The following is a 21084-nucleotide window of genomic DNA, read 5'->3' as shown; positions in this document are numbered from 1 at the left end:
GGACGCCACCTGCCCGGACTGCTGCGGCATGGCGGTGCCTCTCAGCCCGGTGGGGGCGACAAGGCCCAGGTGGCGACGGACTCGGGGTCCAGCTCGGCGCCCATGCCTTTGAGGCGCTCGAACACCGTGGGGTCCAGTGCGTCCTGCACCAGGCCGTTGCTGCGCGACCAGGCGTACACGGTGACCACATCGCGCGAACCCATCTGTTCATAGGCCTTGGCGGTGTAGCCCAGCAGGCGCGCAGCGGCTTCGTGGCGGCCTTCCAGCGCGGCCATCAAGGCCAGCAGGCCGGCGTACAGGCCCAGCCACTCCCAATCGCGCGAGCGCGAGGCGCTGACGAAATCCGTCAAGGCGCTGCGGGCCGTGGCCAGGTCGCTCTTGACGAAGGCCACACAGGCCATCACAGCCAAGGCATGCAGCACGAAGTTGTCACGACGATGGCGCCCGCGTGCCAGGATCTGGGCACAGGTCTGCAAGGCGGCATCGGTATCGCCCAGGGCCATGCTGATCGAAGCCAGGTCATTGAGTGCGGCCGACACCACGCCTTCCAACCCAGCGCTTTGTGCACGCACCAGCAGGTTCTGGCACACGCGGCGCGCCTCGGCCATGTGCTCGATGGACTTGAGCACCGTGACCTCGGCCAGCAGGCGCTGCGTACACAGGCGGATGGGCCAATCGGGCTGCTCCAGCGCGGCCATTTCGTCCAGCACGGACAAGGCCTGCACGGAAGGCAGCACACCGCTGCCGGCCAGGCAACGCAAGGACAGGTAAAGCCCACGCCTGTCAGCCGCGGCGCGGTAGAGCGCCGAAGAACGCAAGGCGAAGTCATGCATGAGCGTGTTGCCCACGCCCCAGTACAGGCGGCTGCGCTCCAGCCAGAAGCGGGCCACGTCGGCACCCGGCTGCGGGCTGGTGGCCAGTTGCTCCAGCGCCTGGCCGCGTTGGCGGCACTCCGGCGCCAGGCCCAGCAGCATGAACAAGGGGCTGGACGCGCCCAGCAGGCGCAGCGCCAGGTTCTGGTCGGATTGCACCGCCCAGTCGAGCGCCATGCGCACGTTGTCGATTTCCGGGCCGTAATGCGACAGCCACGAGGCGTCGGATTGCGCCCAGTAATCCTCGTAGGCCGCGTCCATCATGGCCACCATGGCCTGGGCGTGGCGCTTGCGAATGTCAGGCAACTCGCCGGATTCGACCAGCTTGAGGCCAGCGTAATCGCGCATGCTGTCGAGCAGGCGGTAGCGTGGCGTTTCACCGGCATCGGCCATGACCAGCGAGCGGTCCACCAGCGAGCCCAGCACGTCGATCACGGCCCATTCGTCCAGGTCCTGATCGTGCGCGAGCGCCTTGGCCAGGTCCAGCGTGAAGCCACCCGCCAGCACCGCCAGGCGCCGGAACACGGCGCGCTCGGGCGCAGACAGCATCTCGTGGCTCCAGTCCAGCGCGGCCAGCAAGGTCTGCTGGCGCGTGGGCGTAGCGGACTGCCCATGGTGCAACAGCTTGAAGCGCTCGCTCAGGCGTTCTTCCACACCCTGCAGCCCCAGCAAGGGCACACGGGCTGCCGCCAGCTTGATGGCCAGGGCGACGCCATCGAGCTTCTGGCACAGGCCGATGACCCGATCAAGATGCGCCGGGCTCAGCTCGAAATGGCGGTTGATCGCCTTGACCTGGTCCACGAACAAGGCCACCGCGCCATGCTTCATGGCCTCGGCCACCGTCGTCCCCATGGGGGGCACCGACAAGGGGCCCAGCCGGAACACCCGCTCATTGGGCAGGCGCAAGGGCAACTGGCTGGTCACCAGGATGCGCACGTCGGGGGCGCCAGCCATCACGGCCTGCACCAGGCGGGTGACCGCATCCAGCACATGCTCGGCGTTGTCGATGACCAGCAGCACCTGCAAGGGCTTGAGTGCCGCCACCAGCGCGTGCAGGGGATCCTGCCCGCCGGACGACAGGCCCAGGCCCTGCGCCACCATGGACACAACCAGATCGGGGTCCGCAATGGCGGCCAGTTCCACCCAGGCGGCACCGTCGCGGCGATGGGGGCGCCAGGCATGCGCCACGCTCAGCGCAAACGCCGTCTTGCCGATGCCGGCCTGGCCCACCAGGGTGATCAGGGGGGCGGGCAACAGGGCATCCAGCGCAGCCTGGTCAGCTTCCCGGCCCCAGACGGGCCCGGGCATGGCCGGCAAGACCGACAGCACGTCGTCCACGGCCTTGGGCGTCTGCGGCGAGGCCGCAGGGGCACCCGCTGGCCGTTCGGTATCGCTGTCAACCGGCAGGCAGAAGCGGTAGCCTCGGCCCGGAACGGTGGCGATCGACTTGGCACCCAGCAATTTGCGCAGGGAGGAAATCTGCACCTGCAGGTTGTTTTCCTCGACGACGACGTTGGGCCAGACACGGTCCAGCAATTCGGATTTGCTGACCACGCGGCCGTACTCGGACACCAGCACCGTCAGCACTTCAACGGCGCGCGCCCCCAGATTCGTCGGTTCGCCCTCCAGGTACAAGACCCGTTCGCTCGGACGAAGTTCGAATCGCTCAAAACGGTAACAGTTGCGCGACAAGTGTTCCCCAGCCGATCAGTCAGAGTGTATTGGGCTGCATCGTCGCCCACGAACGCTGCATCTTCGTCCAGGCCCGACGAATTTCAGGACTAATTAAGAAGAAATTAAGCACAAAGGCCGACCTGACTTGGACAATGGTTTCAATTCTAAAGAAATCCAACCAAAATCATTGGCTGATCTGAACCCCGACAGTACCTCAAGTGCGGCATTTGCCGCTTGAAGGCGGGAGGACGAAAAACCACGGATGGTTGCGAAAGCAACGCTGTCATCTTTTTGACCTGCTTCTCAGCAGGTGCGAGGGCCCTTCACCGAACTGGTGCTGGGCCCTCGGCCTTTTGGCGCGCGCCTTTTTGCCAACCGGGCAGGTGCAACGAGCGCAGCCGACGCCCGGCTGACGCTTGACAGATGTTCGATGGATGTTCGACCGATGTTGTTTGGACGCCGCAAGTCGAGCGGGCGATCGCACCCGCTCGCCTGGTGCGTCATTTGATCTCGAACTGCACGCGCGTGGAGGGGCCCTTGTCGTCAGCCAGGCCCTCGTTGCCCACCTTGGAGGCGGTCAACAGCACCCGCTCGGGCGGCAGCTTGCGCGACAGGTAGGCCTTGACCTGGTCACCCCGCTGGTTGGCCAGGGTGCGCAAGGCCTCCGGACCCACGGCGGCGGCGTTCTTGAGCAAGGCCTCCATCTCGGAGTCAGGCAGGGTCTTGGCCAGGCCGATGAGGTTGCGCGGCTTCTTGATGTCCGCCGCCTTGTAGGCCGCCGCCAGCCAGGTGCTGCGCTCCTCGGGTGCGATCTGCACCTCCGAGATGGCCTGCCCGGTCGACTTGGCCTTGGCGGCGCGCATCAGGGTCTCCACATGCAGCTTGCGCAGGCCTTCCACGTCCACGGCCGGGTCGGCACGCCCGGTGGCCTGCAGCTTGAGCGCAGGGCGGTCGGCCAGTTTGGTGGCCAGCGTGTTCAGGGCCTGCTGGGCCTTGGCGCTGAGGTCGGCCTGCCCCGCGTCGAACGCCACATAGCCCAGCTCGTCCGAGCCGCCGCCGGAGAGCAGCGCAAACGGGGCCGTGACCGCCTTGGTGATCAGGTTGACGATGACGCGCCAGATGATGCCGCCCACCGAGAATTCCGGGTCGTCCAGCGAGCCGGAGATCGGCAGGTTGACGTCGATCTCGCCGCGGCTGTTCTTGAGCAGGGACACGGCAAACAGCACGGGCAACTTGGTGGCCTCGGGGCTGTCGGTCTTTTCGCCAAACGTGAGCTGGTCCAGGAAGACCTGGTTGCTGGCTTCGAGCTTGCCGCCGTCGATCTTGTAGTGCACGTTCACCGACAGCGTGCCCTTTTCGATCGCGTAGCCCGCGTAGCGCGAAGCGTAAGGCGTCAGGCGGGTGAGCTCGATGCCCTTGGCCGAGCCCTGGATGTCGGTGTAGAGCTTGGGGCCCAGGGGGTGCAACTGGCCGGTGATCGACAAGGGTGCGGCGTCGTCCACGGCGCCCGAGATCTTCACGGTGGCGGGCTCGGGCTTGGTCGAGGACACGGCCGAGACATCGCCCTCGATCTGCGTCAGGCGGGCCGAGTAGTTGGGCTTGATGAAGTTGTCGGTGAAGTCCACCCGGCCCTTGCTGAGCAGGATCTGCTGCCAGCGCAGCTTGGGGGTGGGCTTGGCGCTGGCCGTGGCCACGGGCTGGGCCTGGGAGGCGGCAGGGGTCGGAGCCGGGGACGCTGCAGGTTTGGCCGCAGGGGCAGAAGCTGCTGGTTCCGGCGTGGTCAGCGAGCGGGCCTGGGCGCCGGCTTCGTGGCGCATGATGCCGGCCACATTGAGCTGGCCGCTGGGGTTGATGATGAGGCGGCCATAGAAGTCCTTGAGCGCGATGCGGCCCAGGTTGGCATCAACCGCATCGCCATTGAGCGCGAGGTCGGTGCCGTCCAGCGACAGGTTTTGCCAGCTCAGGAAGTCGGCATCGTTGACGCGGTCCAGCACCCGCACGTCAGACAGGCCCATGCGGCCTTTGTAGCGGGCTTGCAGATTGCCCTTGGGCGGGATCTGCAGGTTCAGCTGGCCGTCAGCCTGGGCCTTCGCGCCGGCCAGGGTGATGTTGACCAGCGGGTCGATATAGGGCTGCACCGCGCGCAGGTCCAGGCCGGCCACCTTGACCCTGGCATCCACCAGCAAGGGCTGGGGCTTGACGCTGCCTTTGAGCTGCAAGCGCCCCTTGCCTTGCGCGAGGGTGTCCAGCTCCAGGCTGATGGGGCGGCTCAGGTCATTGCCCAGGTCGGCCAGCTGCAGGCTGGTCTGGTGGGTTTCAAACTGGGCTGCCGGGGTGACGGTCTGGTCCTTGAACTGGAACTGGCAGGCGCTGCATTGCAGGGCGGCCAGCGTGATCCGGGGTGCTGGCGTGGTGTTGGCTACAGCCTTGGTCGACGGGCGAGACGGGGCTGCCTGGCCGGGCTGGTCAGCAGCGGGTGGGGCCATGCCCATCCATTCACCGCGTGGGCCGCGTGTGATGGCAGCGTCAAGCTTGCTGATGCTCAGCTTGTCCATGGCCAGGGTGCGCAAAGCCGGCGCGGCGGACAGGTCCAGCTGGGCCTGGATGCCGTCGAGGGCCAGATCATCGAGCCTGACGTGGTCAGCCAGGGCCTGGCCGACCTGGGCTGCTTTGCCCTTCTCTCGACCTTTTTCCTGGCCTTTTCCCTGCCCCTTCTCCCGCCCCTTTTGAGCGGCACGCGCATCCAGCTGGTTGAGCGAGACACGGCCAGACAGCAGGCGCACTTCAGCGGGCTCCAGCGCAGACCCGGCCAGCAGCCGGGCGCTGAGTTGCGCCTGCACGCCCAGTTGCCCCTGCTCGATGCGCAGCGGCAATGGCAAGGCCTCGGCCACAGGCGCCAGCCAGGGCGCGATCTGCACCTTGCTCAGGTTCAGCTGGGCGTCCACCCACTGCTTGGCCGCTTGCACATGGCCTTGGGCCAGCAGGCTGGCGTCATGCTCGTCGCGCAAGGCCAGTTGCCAGGCGGCGGGCTTGGCAGAGGCCTGGCTGCTCAGGTCGTCCACCTGCACGCGCACCTGTTCGATGGCGGGCCAGGCTTGCTGGGATTCGGTCTGGATGTCCAGGCGCGCCACACCGATGCGCAGCTTGCCCAGGGACCAGGCCCAGGGGGTGGCCTTGTCGGCCGATGCGGCTGTTTTCGCCAGTGCCGGCGAGGCGGAAGAAGCCGGTACCGGAGCCGACGCAGCCTTGGGCAAGGCCGCCTGGCGCTGGCTGGCATCTGGCTTGGCCTGGCCAGTCAGCGCCGCGGCGGCCACAGGCCGGCTGCGCCAATTCACGCCATCAAGCAGCACGGCGCCCAGCTTGACCTGGCGCTCCAGCGGCTGGGCGTCCAGGCCCTGGATCTCCAGGCTCTGCCAGCCGGCGTCCACAAGGCCCAGGGCCGGTGCATGGGGCAGGTTCAAGGCCAGCTTGTTGAGCTTGAGCCCGCCTTCGATGCTGAGCTTGGGCACGGCGGGCGGTTTGCGTTCTTCGAACTTCAGGGTCAGGTCGGCGTCCAGCCGGCCATCGCTGGCCTGCATCTGCCAGGGCTGGGGCATGAAAGGCTGGGCGGCGGCCAGCCAGTGCGGCACGTCCACGCCGTCCCATTTCACGTGCACGGCGGAGCGCAGGCCTTCGGCGAACGGCAAGGTGTCACCCTTGATGGACAAGGGGCTGCCGTCCACCCGGGCGCTCAGTTGCGGCTTGACATCCACATTGATGAAGCTGGGCAGGTTGGACACAAAGGGCACGCCGATGTGCAACTGGTCGATGCGGTGTTCCTGGTTCAACACCCGGTCGGTGTAGCGGATGAGGCCGTCGTGCAGCTCGATGTTGAACACCGCGAAGTGCGCAGGTTCGGACTCGGGCTTGGGTGTCTTGGGCTCGGCCGTGAGCTTGTCGAGCACGGCCGAGAAATTGAAGCGGTCAGCCGACTGGCGCTCGACCCAGACATCGGGTTTGAGCACGCTGACCCGGCGCAGTACCGGCGCGAAACGCCAGATCGACTCCAGCGACAGCTGGGCTTCCACATGCTGAACCCGCAGCATGGGCGCTGCGGCCGGCCCGATGGCCAGCCCGTCGAGCGCCACCACACCGGTCCAGGGGTGGATCTGCACGGCTTGCACCGCCACCGGTGTCCCCAAGGCTTCGCTGGCGGATTTTTCAATCTGGGGCCTGATCCAGCCAGGCAACCACATGCCTGGCACCACGGTCCACAAGGCAGCCAGGCCGGCCACCACGGCCAGAGGGCGACGCCAGCGACTCAAGGGGCCAGCGGCGGAATCGGAAGAGGATGCGACGGTCATCGGGGTATCCAGAAGGCCACAAAAAAATGGCCATGCAAACCAGCCAAGCAAAGCGGCCATGAACATGCCCGCCCGAGCAGGCCATGCAGCCGATGGCTGATGTTACAGGCAGCCGGTTCGGGGCATGGGCTCACGCCCCGATCATGCGCCGGTCAGGCGATCTGGATCAAGCCATGGGTGGGCTGGGCAGATCGGCCGGCCGGTCGATGTCCTGCAGGATGCCTGCGTCGTCGACCTCGATGTGCAGGGCCTGCTGCCAGTCCACGATGTGCCGCGCCCCCTGGTCACCCTGCAACTGGCTCAAGGCCTCGAAGCAGGTGCGCGGCAGGCCGCGTGGCTGACCCATCCGGCCCCGGTAGAGCGGTACCACGGCTTGCCCTGTTTGCCCTTGGTCGAGCAGGCACTGGTGGAGCTGGCGCAAGGTGGCCGCTGCCACGAAAGGCATGTCCGCCAGGTCAATGAGCACGCCTTCGACTTCAGGCATCGCCAGCAAGGCCCGCGCGCCACAGGCCAGCGAGTGCCCCATGCCCTGGTCGGCGTCTTCGCAGACCAGGATGCGCGCACCGTGCTGCCTGGCCAGCGCTGAGGCCTCGGCATCATCCGGGCGCAGCACGATCAACAAGGGCTGGCTGATACCGGCGTGGCGTGCCAGCGCGGCCTCCAGCAGGGTCCGCCCATCGGGCAAACACGCCAGACGCTTGTCGGCGCCAAAGCGCGTGCCCCGCCCAGCGGCAAGGATGAGGCCGGCGATGCTCATGGCTGGGGAAGGCCCTGCTTATGCACGGTCCAGCTGGATCGGCAAGGTGCGAACGCGCTTTTTCGTGAGCGCGTACACGGCGTTGGTCACGGCCGGGGCAATCGGCGGTGTGCCCGGCTCGCCCACCCCACCCGGAGCAGCGGTACTGGGCACGATGTGCGTCTCGACCACGGGCATCTGCGCCATGTGCAGCGCGTCATAGCTGGGGAAGTTGCCTTGCTCGACGCGGCCTTGGGCCAGGGTGATCTCGCCATACAAGGCCGCACTCAGGCCATACACGATCGAGCTTTGCATCTGTGCTTCGACCGTGTCGGGGTTGACCACCACGCCGCAGTCGATCGCGCAGACCACACGGTGCACCCTGACCTGCCCACCTTCCACCGACACCTCGGCCACTTCAGCACAGATCGAACCGAAGGACTCATGCAGGGCCACACCACGCGCCCAACCTGCGGGCAAGGGCGTGCCCCAACCCGCCTTGGATGCGGCCAGATCCAGCACAGCCTGGTGACGCGGGTGCTTGCCCAGCAGGCTGCGGCGATAGGCCACCGGGTCCTGCCCCACGGCCCAGGCGAGTTCGTCCACGAAGCTTTCGGTGAAGAAGGCGTTGTACGAATGGCCCACGCTGCGCCAGGAGCCCACAGGCACCGGCGTCTCCGGGCGGATCTGCCTGACGGCGATGTGGTCGAAATCGTAGGGGATGTCGAACGCGCCTTCGATCTGGTTCTTGTCGGGTGTGTTCGATGCCACGGCGGGCAGCAGGCGGCGCACCGTGTCATAACTGACGGACTGCGCGGCCACGCGGTTGGACCAGGCCGTCACGCGGCCCTTGTCGTCCACCGCGGCTCGGAACTCGGACAAGGCAGCAGGCCGGTACACGTCATGCTGCATGTCCTCTTCGCGCGTCCACAGCAGCTTGACGGGCTGGCCGTCCAGCTGCTTGGCAATGGCCACGGCCTGCTCGACCATGTCCACTTCCAGGCGCCGGCCAAACCCGCCCCCCAGGAAAGGCACGTGCAGCTTGACCTTGCTCGAATCGACATCGGCGATCTGCGCGGCCTTCCACTTGGCCAAAGAGGGTGCCTGGGTCGAGCACCAGACTTCGACATGGCCATCCTTGACCTGGGCCACGCAGTTGATGGGCTCCATGGCGGCGTGTGCCAGCAAAGGGGCCCAGTAGCGGGCCTCGATCACCTTGGCGGCCTGCTTGAGGGCATCGTCCGTGTTGCCCTTGGTGCCATAGGCAAAGCCTTTGTTGGCGGCCAGTTCGGCTTCGTAATGCTTGCGCATCTCGGCCGATGAGTACTGGTCATTCAGCGAGGGCTCATACGTGATCTTGAGCTCGGCCAGGGCCTGTTTGGCGCGCCACCAGTTGTTGGCCACCACCACCACGCCTTGCGGGATGCGCAGCACCTTGAGCACCCCCTTGCGCTGCAGGACGGCCTTGTCGTCCACGCTGGCCACCTTGGCGCCAAACACGGGCGGCTGGGCGATGGCGGCATACACCATGCCATCGACCTTGACGTCAATGCCGAACACGGCCGAGCCATCGGTCTTGGCCGGGATGTCCTGGCGCGGCACAGGTTTGCCGATCAGCTTGTACTGGCTCGGGTCCTTGAAGCGCACATCCTGCGGTGGCGTGAGCGTGGCGGCATCCTTGGCCAGCTCGCCAAAACCCAGCTTGGCGCCTGTCTGGGTGTGGATGACCTGCCCGGCCTCAACCCGACACTGATCAGCCGCAATCGACCAGCGTTTGGCCGCAGCCTCCACCAGCATGGCGCGGGCCGTGGCACCGGCCAGGCGCAAGGGCTCCCAGGCATCGCGGATGCTGGACGAGCCGCCCGTGACCTGCAGCGACAAGGCGTAACCCAGGCGCTGCACACTGGCACGCACCATGCGGGCCAGGACGCCGTCATCGTCAGAGGCAAACGGCACCACATTGAGCATCATGGTGGCGTTGGCGTAGATCTGCGCCACGGGGGCCTGCTCGACCTGCACGTCTTCCCAACGGGCATCAAGCTCTTCCACCAGCAGCATGGGCAGCGAGGTCAGCACGCCCTGGCCCATCTCGGAACGCGGCACGGCCACGGTCACCTTGCCGTCCGGCGCGATCTTGACCCAGCCATTGAGGGCCACTTCGCCCCCTTCGACAGACAAGATCGAACCCGAGCCCAGGCGGTCGGATGCAGAGGGCTTGCCGCATCCCACCAGCAGGCCACCTGACAAGGCCGCGCCGGTGATCAGGAACTGGCGACGAGAAACAGTGGTCTTCATGCCTGCTTCTCCTGTGCGGATGCGGAAGAAGCCGCCGTGTGGATGGCCGCGCGCACGCGCTGGTAGGTGCCGCAACGGCAGATGTTGGTCATGGCCGCATCGATATCGGCATCGGTGGGCTGGGGTTTGTCACGCAACAAGGCGGTGGCCGCCATCAGCATGCCGGACTGGCAGTAGCCGCATTGCGGCACCTGGTGTGCCACCCACGCCGCCTGCAAACGCTTGAGGATGGGGTCATCCTTGGACTCGATGGTCTGCACCGCCTTGCCTGCCGCAAAGGACACCGGGATCGAACACGAGCGCATGGCCGTGCCGTCGATGTGCACCGTGCAGGCGCCGCATGCGGCCACGCCGCAGCCGAACTTGGTACCCGTGTGGCCCAGTTCGTCCCGCAGGACCCACAGCAGGGGCATGTCGTCTTCGACATCAACTGAAACGGGCTGGCCGTTGAGCTTGAATGTATGCATGGTGTACAGCGTACATCTTTCTTGTGGAAACCGTCAAGCCGGGTGGCCAAGCAGGTAAAGTAGGCACATGTCCTACCCCAAGAAGATCAGCCGCGAGACCGTTCTGGAGACGGCTCTCGCCTTCATTGAAGACCATGGGCTGGCCGACTTGTCGATGCGGACCCTGGCCAGCAGCCTGGGGGTCACGCCCAACGCACTGTATCGTTATTTCCCGAGCAAGGCCGAGCTTGAACTGGCCATGGCCGACGAGGGCTGCAAGCTGCTGCTGGCCACGCTGGAGGACGCTGCCAAAGGGCTGCCCCCACCTGATGCGATGCGGGCCGTGGCGCGCGCCTACATCCGCTTTGCACGCCGCTGTCCGCAGCTGTATGCGATCAAGATGAAGTACAACTCCAGCGATCAGGCCAAGTTCGGCAGCCATGACGCCATCTGGGGCTTTGTCATCCAGTTGGCCAACAGCCTGCCCACCCCATGGGACGCCAAGGACCTGGCCATGTCCCTGTGGGCTTTCCTGCACGGCATGGTCGAGCTGGACCGCGCCAACTTGCTGGAAGGCAAGCCGCCTGAAGCCGCCATCGAGGTCGGCCTGGACGTGATGCTGGCCGGTTTGATGGCCCGGATGCAGTCAAGCTTGTGAAACGACTGTATCGAGTGTGAATTGCGTCACCACAACACTTGTGCAACAAGGCGATAAAGGGCGATAAGGATCGGTGCATCAGCCGATAAGCAAGTAATACTCATGCTGACCGCCTTCATACAGAGGTGGCACACACCCCGCTGATGCTGCTTGCGCCCGACACCATTGCCCCGCTGGTTGGCCAGACGGTTGGCCCCACGGACGGCCCGACGCTGGACATGCCTGATTCCGGTTGCCTGAACCGCAGGACCTGGTTGCGACATGCCACCAGCGCCATGGCCCTCGGCTTGAGCAGCCCCTTGCTGCACGCGGCATCTGCCGCATCCAACCCTGCATCGGCCACGGCCTCTTCTGCCCCACCCAGCCAGGCCCTGATCCTGTGCTACCACCGCTTTGCGGACACGGTGGCCGACAGCATGACGGTGCGCAAAAGCACCTTCAGCGATCACCTGCAAGCCATCCAGGACACGGGCGCGCACGTCATCCCGCTGGCCGACCTGGTGGCCTTCCGCCAGGGCAAGCTGGCCAAGCTGCCACCACGCGCCGTGGTCATCACGGTGGACGATGGCCACCGCAGCGTCTCGGAAGTCTTTGCACCCATGGTAGCCCACACCAACTGGCCCATCACCTTGTTCATCTACCCCTCGGCCATCTCCAACGCCAGCTATGCCATGCGTTGGGAGCAGCTCAAGCAGTTGCAGGCCACGGGGCACTACAGCATCCAGTCGCACACCTACTGGCACCCCAACCTGGTCCGCGAGCGCAAGCAGCAATCCCCTGCCGACTTCGAGCGTTTTGCCCGCAACCAGTTGCAGCGCTCCAAGGCCGTGCTGCAAGATCGCTTCGGGCAGCCCGTGAACTTCCTGGCCTGGCCTTTTGGCATGTTCGATGAAGGCCTGATGGACATGGCTGCCGCGGCCGGCTACCAGGCCTCGCTCGCCCTGGGCAACAAGCCCTGTACCGCCAGCGACCCCATGCAGGCCCTGCCCCGCCACCTCATGGTGGACGAAGTCAGCGGCAAACGCCTGCACCAGCTCATCACCTCGGCCTTCCCCGCAGGAGCTCCGACATGAACGCCTCACGCAAACAAGGTATCGCACTGGCCATCGGCTTCGTGGTGCTGGCTGGCCTGACGCTCAGCGTCTCGTTGCGTGCCCAGCCTCGCGCGGCCAGCACGCCGGCACCGGTGGCCTCGGTGGCACCGGCCCCTTCGGTGGCGCCGGTTGCGGTCACACCTACGGCGGTCGCCGCCCCCTTGCGCGGCATGGTCATCGACGCCGACACCCGGCAGGGCATCCCGCTGGCGTATGTGGTCAGCGGCGACACGACCGTGCGCACCGACCATGACGGCCGCTTCACCCTGCCCGCATCCATGGCCGGCCAACCGGTTGGCGCCCGCATGCCGGGCTACCGCCAGCAGCAAGGCCAGCTGCAGACCGCCAACGCCGGCCCGACCACGCTGACACTGCACAAGTTCGAATCACGCGGCCTGTACCTGTCGGCCTGGGGCATCGGCAGCAGCAAGCTGCGCGGCGACGCCCTGGCCCTGATGGCCCAGACCGACCTCAACACCCTGGTGATCGACGTCAAGGGCGACGCCGGCATCGTGCCCTACCGCAGCGAAGTCTGGGAGGCCCTGGGCTACCCCAAGCAGACCGTGGTCACCGTGCACGACATGCCCGCGCTGATCAAGGAGCTGCACGACAAGGGCATCTACCTGATCGCCCGCGTGGTCACCTTCAAGGATGACAAGATGGCCACGGTCAAGCCGCAGTGGGCCATCAAGACCAGCAGCGGCGCCATCTGGAAAGACCGAGAGGGCCTGTCCTGGCTGGACCCTTCCATCCCGGCCGCCTGGGAGCCCGCCGTGGCCATGGCCGAAGAAGCCGCCAAGCTGGGCTTTGACGAGATCCAGTTCGATTACGTGCGCTTCCCCGATACGCCCGGCCTGCAGTTCTCGCAGCCCAATACCTGGGAGGTGCGCCCCTTCATGATCTCGGCCTTCCTGGACAAGGCACGGCAACGCCTGGCCAGGTACAACGTCTACATGTCAGCCGACATCTTTGGTTATGTGTGCTGGAACCTCAACGACACCCTGATCGGCCAGCAGCTGGAGATGCTGGCTGACCGGCTGGACTACCTCTCGCCCATGCTCTACCCCTCGGGCTTCACCTGGGGCATCCCGGGCCATGTGATGGCCGTGGGCTCGCCTTACGAGATCGTGCACCACTCGCTGCAAGCGGCCATCGAGCGCTCGGGCATGGGTGGTGTGCGCTTCCGCCCCTGGCTGCAGTCGTTCAAGGACTATGCCTTTGACCGCCGCGTGTTCGGCGAAAAGGAAATCCGCGCCCAGATCCAGGCCGCCGAAGACGTGCACGCGCAGGGCTGGCTGCTGTGGAACGCCAGCAACCACTACAGCACAGCGGGCCTGAACGTGAAGAAGATGCCCATGGCACCATCGTCTTACAAGCCGGTGTCCAACGTGGCCAGCGTGCCTTGAGCATAGGCCGCGTCATGCGCCTGCTGCTGACCTGTTGGCTGATTGCCGCCTGTGTGGCTGCGGCTGCTGCATCGCCTGCGCATGACACCTTGGCCGACCGCCTGGGCCCGGCCATTGGCGCAGCCGTGCACGCCCAGATGGATGCAGGCAAGCTGCCCGGCGCCGTGGTGATCATTGGCAACGAAGACGGCGTGCAGTTCCGGCAGGCTTATGGCTGGCGCGCCCTGCAACCTGAGCGCGAAGCCATGAGCACCGACACCGTGTTCGACCTCGCCTCCCTGACCAAGGCCGTGGCCACCACCACCGCCGTGATGCAACTGGTCGAGCGCGGCAAGCTCAAGCTCGATGCCCCGGTAGCCCGCTACTGGCCCGCGTTCGCCGCCAACGGCAAAGGCCCCATCACCGTGGCCGAACTGCTGGCGCACAGCTCCGGCCTGCGCCCCGATCTGGATGACAGCCCGCCGTGGTCGGGCTACCAGGCCGGCCTGCAAAAGGTCATCGCCGAAAAGCCAAGGACCCCACCTGGCACGCGCATGGTCTACAGCGACATCAACTTCATCGTGCTGGGTGAACTGGTGCAGCGCGTGAGCGGCCACAGCCTGCCGGACTACGCGCAGCGCCACATCTTCAAACCCCTGGGCATGAAGGACACCACCTTCGAGCCCCCCGCCGACTGGCGCCCCCGCATTGCGCCCACCGAGCTGTTGAGCGACGGCCGCATGCTGCGCGGCACCGTGCACGACCCCTTTGCACGCCGCATGGGTGGCTGGGCCGGCCACGCCGGCCTCTTTGGCACCGCAGACGACCTGGCCCGCTTTGCCCGCGCCATGCTGCACGTGGCAGCTGGTGATGCCCAAACCGATACCCAGCACAAACAGCCCGCCCGCGCCTACCCGCTGCTGCGTCAGGACACGTTGCAGCGCCTGATGCAACCCCAGGCCCCGAGCAACCAGCCCGACTGGCGCGGCCTGGGCTGGGCGCTGGATGCGCCCTTGAATGCGCAACGCGAGTCCCTGCCACCACTGGGCATGATCGACCACACCGGCTACACCGGCACCGGCCTGTGGATCGACCTGTACAACCGGCAATACCTCATCATCCTCAGCAACCGCGTGCACCCGCGCGGCCTGGGCGACGCCCGCCCACTGCGCCGCGAGATCCAGGCCTTGCTGGCCAGCCAGCGCCCCGCCCTCACCGCCGAGCAGATCAGCGCACGCTGGCCCTCGTTGAGCGAGCCCGCCCAAAGCTGGGCCACCCAGGCCTTGAGCAACCCCGGCCCGCCCGTGCAAACCGGCATCGACGTGCTGCGCCAGCATGCTTATGACGCGCTGCAAGGCCAGCGCCTGGGCCTGATCACCAACCTGTCGGCCATGGACGCCAAAGGCTGGCGCACGCTGGACCGCCTGCACACCGCGCCCGGCCTGCAACTGCGCAAGGTGTTCACACCCGAGCATGGCCTGAACCGCGACCAGGAGGGCCAGATCGCCACCAGCATGGACGCTGCCACGGGCCTGCCCCTGATCAGCCTGTACGGCAAACAGCTGCGCCCCACACCCGACATGCTCAAGGACCTCGACACCCTGGTGTTCGACATGCAGGACGCGGGCGTGCGCTTCTACACCTATGTGTCCACCATGGGCGAGGCCATGCAAGCCGCCGCACAGGCCGGGCTCAACTTCGTGGTGCTGGACCGCCCCAACCCCCTGGGCGCGCAGCGTGTGGGCGGGCCTGTGCTGGATGCCAAGCTGCGCTCTTTCACCGCATTTGCCGAATGGCCCGTGCAACACGGCATGACCCTGGGCGAACTGGCCGGCTGGCTGCGCGACGACATCCGCAGCCGCACCGGCCTGGAAGTGAAGCTCAAGGTCATCCCCATGCAGGGCTACAAGCGCGACATGCGCTTTGATCAAACCGGCCTGGACTGGATCCCGCCCTCACCCAATCTGCGCACCCCGACCACCGCCCTGCTCTACCCCGGCGTGGCCTGGGTGGAAGGCGCCAACATCAGCGTGGGCCGCGGCACAGATCGGCCTTTCGAGTGGGTGGGCGCCCCCTGGCTGGATGCCAACCAGCTCACGCAGGCCCTGCAAGCCGATGCCTTGCCCGGTCTGGCCATCAGCCCCGCCGAGTTCACGCCCAACAGCGGCCCTTATCAAGGCCAGCTGTGCCATGGCGTGCAGTTCAAGCTCACCCAGAAGGACCAGTTCGATGCGCAGAAGCTGGGCCTGAGCCTCACGCGCGCCCTGACCCAGTTGTCGCCTGGCTTCCAGTTGGACAAGACCCTGGGCATGGTCGGGTCTCGCGATACCCTGGCCCGTTTGCGCCAGGGGCAGCCTGTCGAAGCCATCGAACAAAGCTGGCAAGACCGATTGCGTGATTTCATGACGCGCCGCGCGGGCTACCTGCTTTACTGAACCCGCAGCTTCGCTTAAGGTGAGGAGGCGATGACGCCAGACCCTCGCCCCTTCCAGACACTCGGGCAAGCCTTGCGCGCCCCCCACGGCCCGCTGCGTGATGCGATTGACCGCGCCACACGCTGCGAAGAGTCGGCCTGCGTGCAAGCCTTGATGGCCGACGCCACACTGGCACCCGAGCAGGCCAGCGCCACCCGCACCCTCGCGCTGGATCTGGCCACCCGCTTGCGGCAACGCCAGGTGGCCGCCGGCCGCGAAGGCCTGGTGCAGGCGCTCATGCAGGAGTTCTCGCTGTCCTCGCACGAAGGCGTGGCCCTGATGTGCCTGGCCGAAGCCCTTCTGCGCATCCCGGACCAGGCCACGCGCGACGCTCTCATCCGCGACAAGGTGGGCGACACCGACTGGGCCGCCCATCTGGGCCACAGCCCTTCGCTGTTTGTCAACGCCACCACCTGGGGCCTGATGCTGACCGGCAAACTGGTGAGCACCCATGGTGAGACCGGCTTGCGTGCCGCACTCAAACGTGTGGCCATCAAAGGCGGCGAGCCCCTGATCCGCAAGAGTGTGGACGTGGCCATGCGCCTGATGGGCGAGCAGTTCGTGATCGGCGAGACCATCGAGCAGGCCCTGCGCAACGCCCGCAAACACGAGGCCAAAGGCTTTCGCCACTCCTACGACATGCTGGGTGAAGCCGCCCTCACTGATGAGGACGCGCAACGCTATATGCGGGCCTACGAGGCCGCCATCCACGCGATGGCGCAAGACACGCAAGGCCGCCACCTGTACGACAACCCGGGCATCTCGATCAAGTTGTCCGCGCTGCACCCACGCTACAGCCGCTCGCAATACGCCCGCGTGATGGACGAGCTCTACCCACGTCTGCTGCGCTTGAGCACGCTGGCCTGCGACTATCACATCGGGCTCAACATCGATGCGGAAGAGTCCGAACGCTTGTCCTTGTCACTGGACCTCATCGAGCGCCTGTGCCATGAGCCGGCCTTGCAAGGCTGGGATGGCATCGGCTTCGTGGTGCAGGCTTACCAGAAGCGCGCGCCTTTTGTCATCGACTACCTGATCGATCTGGCGCACCGCAGTGGCCACCGCTTGATGGTGAGGCTGGTCAAAGGCGCCTACTGGGACAGCGAAATCAAACGCGCGCAGATCGAGGGTCAGGCGGATTACCCGGTCTACACCCGCAAGGCCCACACGGACCTGGCCTACCTGGCCTGTGCGCGCAAGCTGCTGGCTGCACCGGCCGAGGTCTACCCGCAGTTCGCCACGCACAACGCGCACACGCTGGCTGCCGTACACGCACTCGCAGGCCCCCACTTCCAGCCGGGCCAATACGAGTTCCAGTGCCTGCACGGCATGGGCGAGCCCTTGTACGACCTGGTGGTGAGCCCCGTTGATCAAGGCGGGCTGGGCCGCCCCTGCCGCATCTACGCGCCGGTGGGCACGCATGAAACGCTGCTGGCCTACCTGGTGCGGCGCCTGCTTGAAAACGGTGCCAACAGCTCCTTCGTCAACCGGGTGGCCGACGAACGCATCGACCTCACAGCCTTGCTGGAAGACCCCGCCACCAGCGTGCTGCGCCACGCCGAAGTCGAAGGGGTGATCGGCGCCCCGCACCCCGCCATCCCCTTGCCGGCAGACCTGTATGGCCCCTCGCGCCCCAACAGCCTCGGGCTGGACCTGAACCACGAAGCCACCTTGATCCAGCTGCATGCGGACCTGTCGCGAGAGGCCTTGCCACAGATCGACGTGCAGCCCATGGTGGCCCACGCCTTGTCGACGCACGACGCCTGCTGGCACACGGTACGCAACCCCGCGGAACGCCGCGACACCGTGGGCCGCGTGCGCTGGGCCAGCTTGAGCGATGTGGACCAGGCCGCGCAAGCCAGCGCCGCTTATGCCCCGACCTGGCAACGCCGCCCCGTGGCCGAACGCGCCGCCATGCTGGACCAGGCCGCCAACCTGATGGCCGAACGTGTGCCCATGCTGCTCAACCTGCTGGCGCGCGAAGCCGGCAAGACCCTGCCCAACGCCATGGGTGAGGTCCGCGAAGCCATGGACTTCCTGCGCTACAACGCCGCCCAGATCCGCCAGGACCTGCACGACGGCCACCACCAGCCCCTGGGGCCCGTGGTGTGCATCAGCCCCTGGAACTTCCCGCTGGCCATCTTCACCGGCCAGATTGCCGCTGCGCTGGCTGCGGGCAACACCGTGCTGGCCAAGCCTGCCGAGCAGACACCGCTGATCGCCGCGCAGGCCGTGCGCATCCTGCATGAGGCCGGCATGCCGCTGGCCGCACTGCAGATGCTGCCGGGCGATGGTGAAACCATTGGCGCTGCTTTGGTGAACCATGCGGCGACCCGGGGGGTGATGTTCACCGGCTCCACCCAAGTGGCACGTTGGCTGCAAGCCCAACTGGCCACACGCGTCAACGAACGAGGCCAGCCCCTGCCCCTGATCGCCGAGACGGGTGGTCAGAACGCGATGATCGTGGACTCATCGGGCCTGCCTGAACAGGTGGTGAGCGACGTGCTCACCTCGGCCTTTGACAGCGCGGGCCAGCGCTGCTCGGCGCTGCGCGTGTTGTGCTTGCAAGCCGACATCGCCGACCGCGTGCTACACATGCTGCGCGGCGCCATGAGCGAGCTGCACCTGGGCCCGACCGACCGCCTGCACACCGATGTGGGCCCGGTGATCGACCAGGACGCCCTGGAGGCCATCGAACTGCATGTGGCCACCATGCGGGCCTGTGACCGGGATGTCTTCCAGGCCGACACCGCCGTGGATGCCGTGCAAGAGAACAGTTCAGGCTGCTTTGCCGCCCCCACCCTGATCGAGATCAGCAGCCTGCAGGAACTGGTGCAGGAGGTGTTCGGCCCCGTGCTGCATGTGCTGCGCTACCAGCGCGGTGAACTGGGCACGCTGATCGAGCAGCTGCATGCCACCGGCTACGGCCTGACCATGGGCATCCACAGCCGCATCGACGAAACCATCGACTTCATCACCGAGCGTGCCCAGATTGGCAACATCTACGTGAACCGCAACATGATCGGCGCCACGGTGGGCGTGCAACCCTTTGGCGGCGAAGGCCTCTCGGGCACCGGCCCCAAGGCCGGCGGGCCGCTCTACCTGCACCGACTGCTGCACACCCAGGCCGACACCAGCTTGCGCGCCGACACGCTGCGCAGCATGGCCAGCAGGCGCCCATCGGACGAAGCGCTGATGCCACTGCAAGCGCTGTGCGACTGGCTGGGCGCCGCACCTGTGCCTCACATGCCCCACATGACCCACATGCCATCTGTGCCCCATGCCCATGCACTGCAGCAAGAGGCCGAGTACCTCATGCAGATCAGCCCGCTGGGTTTCGATGGCGAACTGCCCGGCCCCACCGGCGAGCGCAACCGCTACCGCCTGCTGCCCAAGGGCCCTGTGCTCTGCCTGGCCAATGCCGCATCGGACTTGATCTACCAGCTGTGCACCGTGCTGGCCGCGGGCGCCCAGGCCGTGTGGATGGACCACCCCTCCAGGCGGCCCTTGCTGTATGAACTGCCGCCCGAAGTGCGTGATCGCATCACGCTGGTGCGCGACATGGCCGATGCCGACTGGTGCGCCGTGTTGATGCACGCCGAGCGCACCGACATCATCGAGATGGCCGAGTACCTCAGCGAGCGACCCGGCCCTATCCTGCCTTTGCTGGCCCTGCCAACGGGCTGGCATCAAGCTGGCGCGCTGAGCGTGTGGCGGCTGCTGCGCGAGCAGAGCATCGCGGTCAACACGGCCGCAGCGGGTGGCAATGCCAGCCTGATGAGCCTGGGTTGAGACCGACCGAAACGGGCCGAATCAGGCTCTTGCCCGCGCCGAAAACCGCACGCGCAACTCACCGAGATCGCCGTAACGCAAGGTGATGCCCTGGCTCACGGGCAAGGGAAACGTGCCGGCATAAGAGCCCGTGATCACCGCCTGCCCGGCTTGCAAGCCCATGCCCTGCTCACGCAGGTATTCAACCAGCCAGTACAGCGGCAAACGTGGCAGGGGGTCAGGATGCTGGCCGGCGCGCACCTGCTCGGGCGAGCCTTCGACCTGGATCGCAATCGGCATGACGTTGGTCAGGCTGGCTTGCTCGCCATCAACGGCAGGGCCGATGAACAGGCCCTGGTTCACCAGGCCATCGGCCAGCTTGTCGGCAAAGCTCAGGACGCTGGGCTCGCTGTAGCGGCTGTCGATCAGCTCCAGCGCCAGGTGGGTGGCGGAGATGGCGTCGTCCACCTCATCGGGTGTGTAGGGTTGCGCGCGTGCGGGCAGGTCTCGGCCCAGCACAAAAGCCAGTTCAGGCTCGACACGCACCATGCCGCCATGGGCCCAGACGGGACAAGGTTTTTCGCTGGCCCGGTGCACGGTGCGGGCGTAGATGGGCGCCACCACCAGCTTGTCGGGCCCGGGGGTGCCGCACTTCCAGCCCGCGATGGCGTCGCCCATCAGGGGCATGCTGGCCAGCTGGATGCGCATGGCGTCGTCCAGGGTCTGCGGGCGCAGCGGCTCAGGCAGACAAGGACCTTGCTGACCATGAAGGCGCCGCTGCACCAGGATGGTGGCGGCGGCTTGGGCGCTTGAGTTGGGGGTGGGGGTGGGCATGGCCTGCATTGTCGCCCCCTGGGTGCGACTTCGTGCTGGCAAAAGCCCTCAGTGCAGGCCCAGGCGCGAGGTGCTCCACCAACTGCCCACCGAATCCCCCTGCGTGCTGTCAGGTGCCGCGCTGGGTGCAGGCCTGTCGCTCAACACCCGCGGCTTGTCGATCAAGCGGGCGATGTTGATGCGTGCGCCGCTGCGTACGTCCGTGGCCTTGACCACCTTGCTGAGCTTGAACACCCGCTCGTTGCCGCTGCTGGCGCACCAGGCCGTCATGCGGCGCGTGGTCGGGTTGATCTTGAGCACACGCACCATGGTGAACTGCATGACGCCATCGTCATCCACGTAAACCAGATCCCAGTGCGTGGAGATGGGATTGATGCCGGGGTGCGGCTCTACCGGCCAGAAGATGGCCCAGGCGATGCCGACCAAACCAACGGCGATGCCCGCCCAGGCGACAGTTTGTGTATCAATGCCCATGACGCACCCCCTTTTTTTGTGCACGCGG

At 66.5% G+C, this 21084-nt stretch carries 12 protein-coding genes; 5 read left to right on the top strand and 7 right to left on the bottom strand.

Annotated elements, in window-relative coordinates:
- Positions 1-41: 41 nt before the first annotated feature.
- The 5 genes from JY96_RS22395 to JY96_RS15050 all read right to left on the bottom strand — a co-directional run bounded on the left by JY96_RS22395 (position 42) and on the right by JY96_RS15050 (position 10387).
- Complete coding sequence (locus tag JY96_RS22395) at positions 42-2507, bottom strand: winged helix-turn-helix domain-containing protein (RefSeq protein WP_052162573.1); 2466 nt, start codon at positions 2505-2507, stop codon at positions 42-44.
- A gap of 539 nt (positions 2508-3046) precedes the next feature.
- The gene (locus JY96_RS15065) at positions 3047-6889 is read right to left on the bottom strand and encodes a DUF748 domain-containing protein (protein ID WP_035038641.1); all 3843 of its coding nucleotides are present in this window, start codon (positions 6887-6889) and stop codon (positions 3047-3049) included.
- A 166-nt stretch (positions 6890-7055) separates the two neighbouring features.
- Positions 7056-7646: an NTP transferase domain-containing protein gene (locus tag JY96_RS15060; RefSeq protein WP_035038639.1), complete on the bottom strand. Its 591-nt coding sequence runs from the start codon at positions 7644-7646 to the stop codon at positions 7056-7058.
- Positions 7647-7664: 18 nt separating this feature from the next.
- Positions 7665-9920, bottom strand: a complete 2256-nt coding sequence (locus tag JY96_RS15055) for a xanthine dehydrogenase family protein molybdopterin-binding subunit (RefSeq protein WP_035038637.1) — start codon at positions 9918-9920, stop codon at positions 7665-7667.
- A complete protein-coding gene (locus JY96_RS15050; RefSeq protein ID WP_035038635.1) occupies positions 9917-10387 on the bottom strand; it encodes a (2Fe-2S)-binding protein in 471 nt (156 codons plus the stop codon). Before JY96_RS15050 ends, JY96_RS15055 begins: the two co-directional genes overlap by 4 nt.
- Positions 10388-10454: 67 nt before the next feature.
- Between JY96_RS15050 and JY96_RS15045 the strand changes: the two genes are divergently transcribed.
- From JY96_RS15045 to putA, 5 genes are all read left to right on the top strand, one after another.
- Positions 10455-11024, top strand: a complete 570-nt coding sequence (locus JY96_RS15045; protein ID WP_035038633.1) for a TetR/AcrR family transcriptional regulator — start codon at positions 10455-10457, stop codon at positions 11022-11024.
- A gap of 125 nt (positions 11025-11149) precedes the next feature.
- Positions 11150-12097, top strand: a complete 948-nt coding sequence (locus JY96_RS15040) for a polysaccharide deacetylase family protein (RefSeq protein ID WP_152606523.1) — start codon at positions 11150-11152, stop codon at positions 12095-12097.
- Positions 12094-13524, top strand: coding sequence for a putative glycoside hydrolase (locus JY96_RS15035; RefSeq protein ID WP_152606522.1), 1431 nt, complete (start codon positions 12094-12096; stop codon positions 13522-13524). Before JY96_RS15040 ends, JY96_RS15035 begins: the two co-directional genes overlap by 4 nt.
- A gap of 14 nt (positions 13525-13538) precedes the next feature.
- Positions 13539-15938, top strand: a complete 2400-nt coding sequence (locus tag JY96_RS23280) for a serine hydrolase (RefSeq protein ID WP_035038631.1) — start codon at positions 13539-13541, stop codon at positions 15936-15938.
- A 30-nt stretch (positions 15939-15968) separates the two neighbouring features.
- Positions 15969-19769: a trifunctional transcriptional regulator/proline dehydrogenase/L-glutamate gamma-semialdehyde dehydrogenase gene (gene putA / locus JY96_RS23275; protein WP_052162571.1), complete on the top strand. Its 3801-nt coding sequence runs from the start codon at positions 15969-15971 to the stop codon at positions 19767-19769.
- 21 nt (positions 19770-19790) lie between these two features.
- Here putA and JY96_RS15020 read toward each other — a convergent pair whose 3' ends face one another.
- Both JY96_RS15020 and JY96_RS15015 read right to left on the bottom strand, forming a co-directional pair.
- A complete protein-coding gene (locus JY96_RS15020; protein WP_035043047.1) occupies positions 19791-20582 on the bottom strand; it encodes a 2-keto-4-pentenoate hydratase in 792 nt (263 codons plus the stop codon).
- A gap of 48 nt (positions 20583-20630) precedes the next feature.
- Entirely contained in the window at positions 20631-21056 is a 426-nt protein-coding gene (locus JY96_RS15015) for a hypothetical protein (protein WP_152606521.1), read from the bottom strand.
- Between the last annotated feature and the right edge of the window lie 28 nt (positions 21057-21084).

The organism is Aquabacterium sp. NJ1 (assembly GCF_000768065.1).
Classification (GTDB): domain Bacteria; phylum Pseudomonadota; class Gammaproteobacteria; order Burkholderiales; family Burkholderiaceae_C; genus Aquabacterium.
Note: the sequence above shows the minus strand (reverse complement) of the source record. Positions and strands in the feature narration are given on the sequence as shown.

Excerpts from the sequence above, each read along its gene's own strand:
- JY96_RS15065 (WP_035038641.1), bottom strand. The coding sequence starts at position 6,889 with ATGACCGTCGCATCCTCTTCCGATTCCGCCGCTGGCCCCTTGAGTCGC.
- JY96_RS15060 (WP_035038639.1), bottom strand. The coding sequence starts at position 7,646 with ATGAGCATCGCCGGCCTCATCCTTGCCGCTGGGCGGGGCACGCGCTTT.
- JY96_RS15055 (WP_035038637.1), bottom strand. The coding sequence starts at position 9,920 with ATGAAGACCACTGTTTCTCGTCGCCAGTTCCTGATCACCGGCGCGGCC.
- JY96_RS15050 (WP_035038635.1), bottom strand. The coding sequence starts at position 10,387 with ATGCATACATTCAAGCTCAACGGCCAGCCCGTTTCAGTTGATGTCGAA.
- JY96_RS15045 (WP_035038633.1), top strand. The coding sequence starts at position 10,455 with ATGTCCTACCCCAAGAAGATCAGCCGCGAGACCGTTCTGGAGACGGCT.
- JY96_RS15035 (WP_152606522.1), top strand. The coding sequence starts at position 12,094 with ATGAACGCCTCACGCAAACAAGGTATCGCACTGGCCATCGGCTTCGTG.
- JY96_RS23280 (WP_035038631.1), top strand. The coding sequence starts at position 13,539 with ATGCGCCTGCTGCTGACCTGTTGGCTGATTGCCGCCTGTGTGGCTGCG.
- putA (WP_052162571.1), top strand. The coding sequence starts at position 15,969 with ATGACGCCAGACCCTCGCCCCTTCCAGACACTCGGGCAAGCCTTGCGC.
- JY96_RS15020 (WP_035043047.1), bottom strand. The coding sequence starts at position 20,582 with ATGCCCACCCCCACCCCCAACTCAAGCGCCCAAGCCGCCGCCACCATC.
- JY96_RS15015 (WP_152606521.1), bottom strand. The coding sequence starts at position 21,056 with ATGGGCATTGATACACAAACTGTCGCCTGGGCGGGCATCGCCGTTGGT.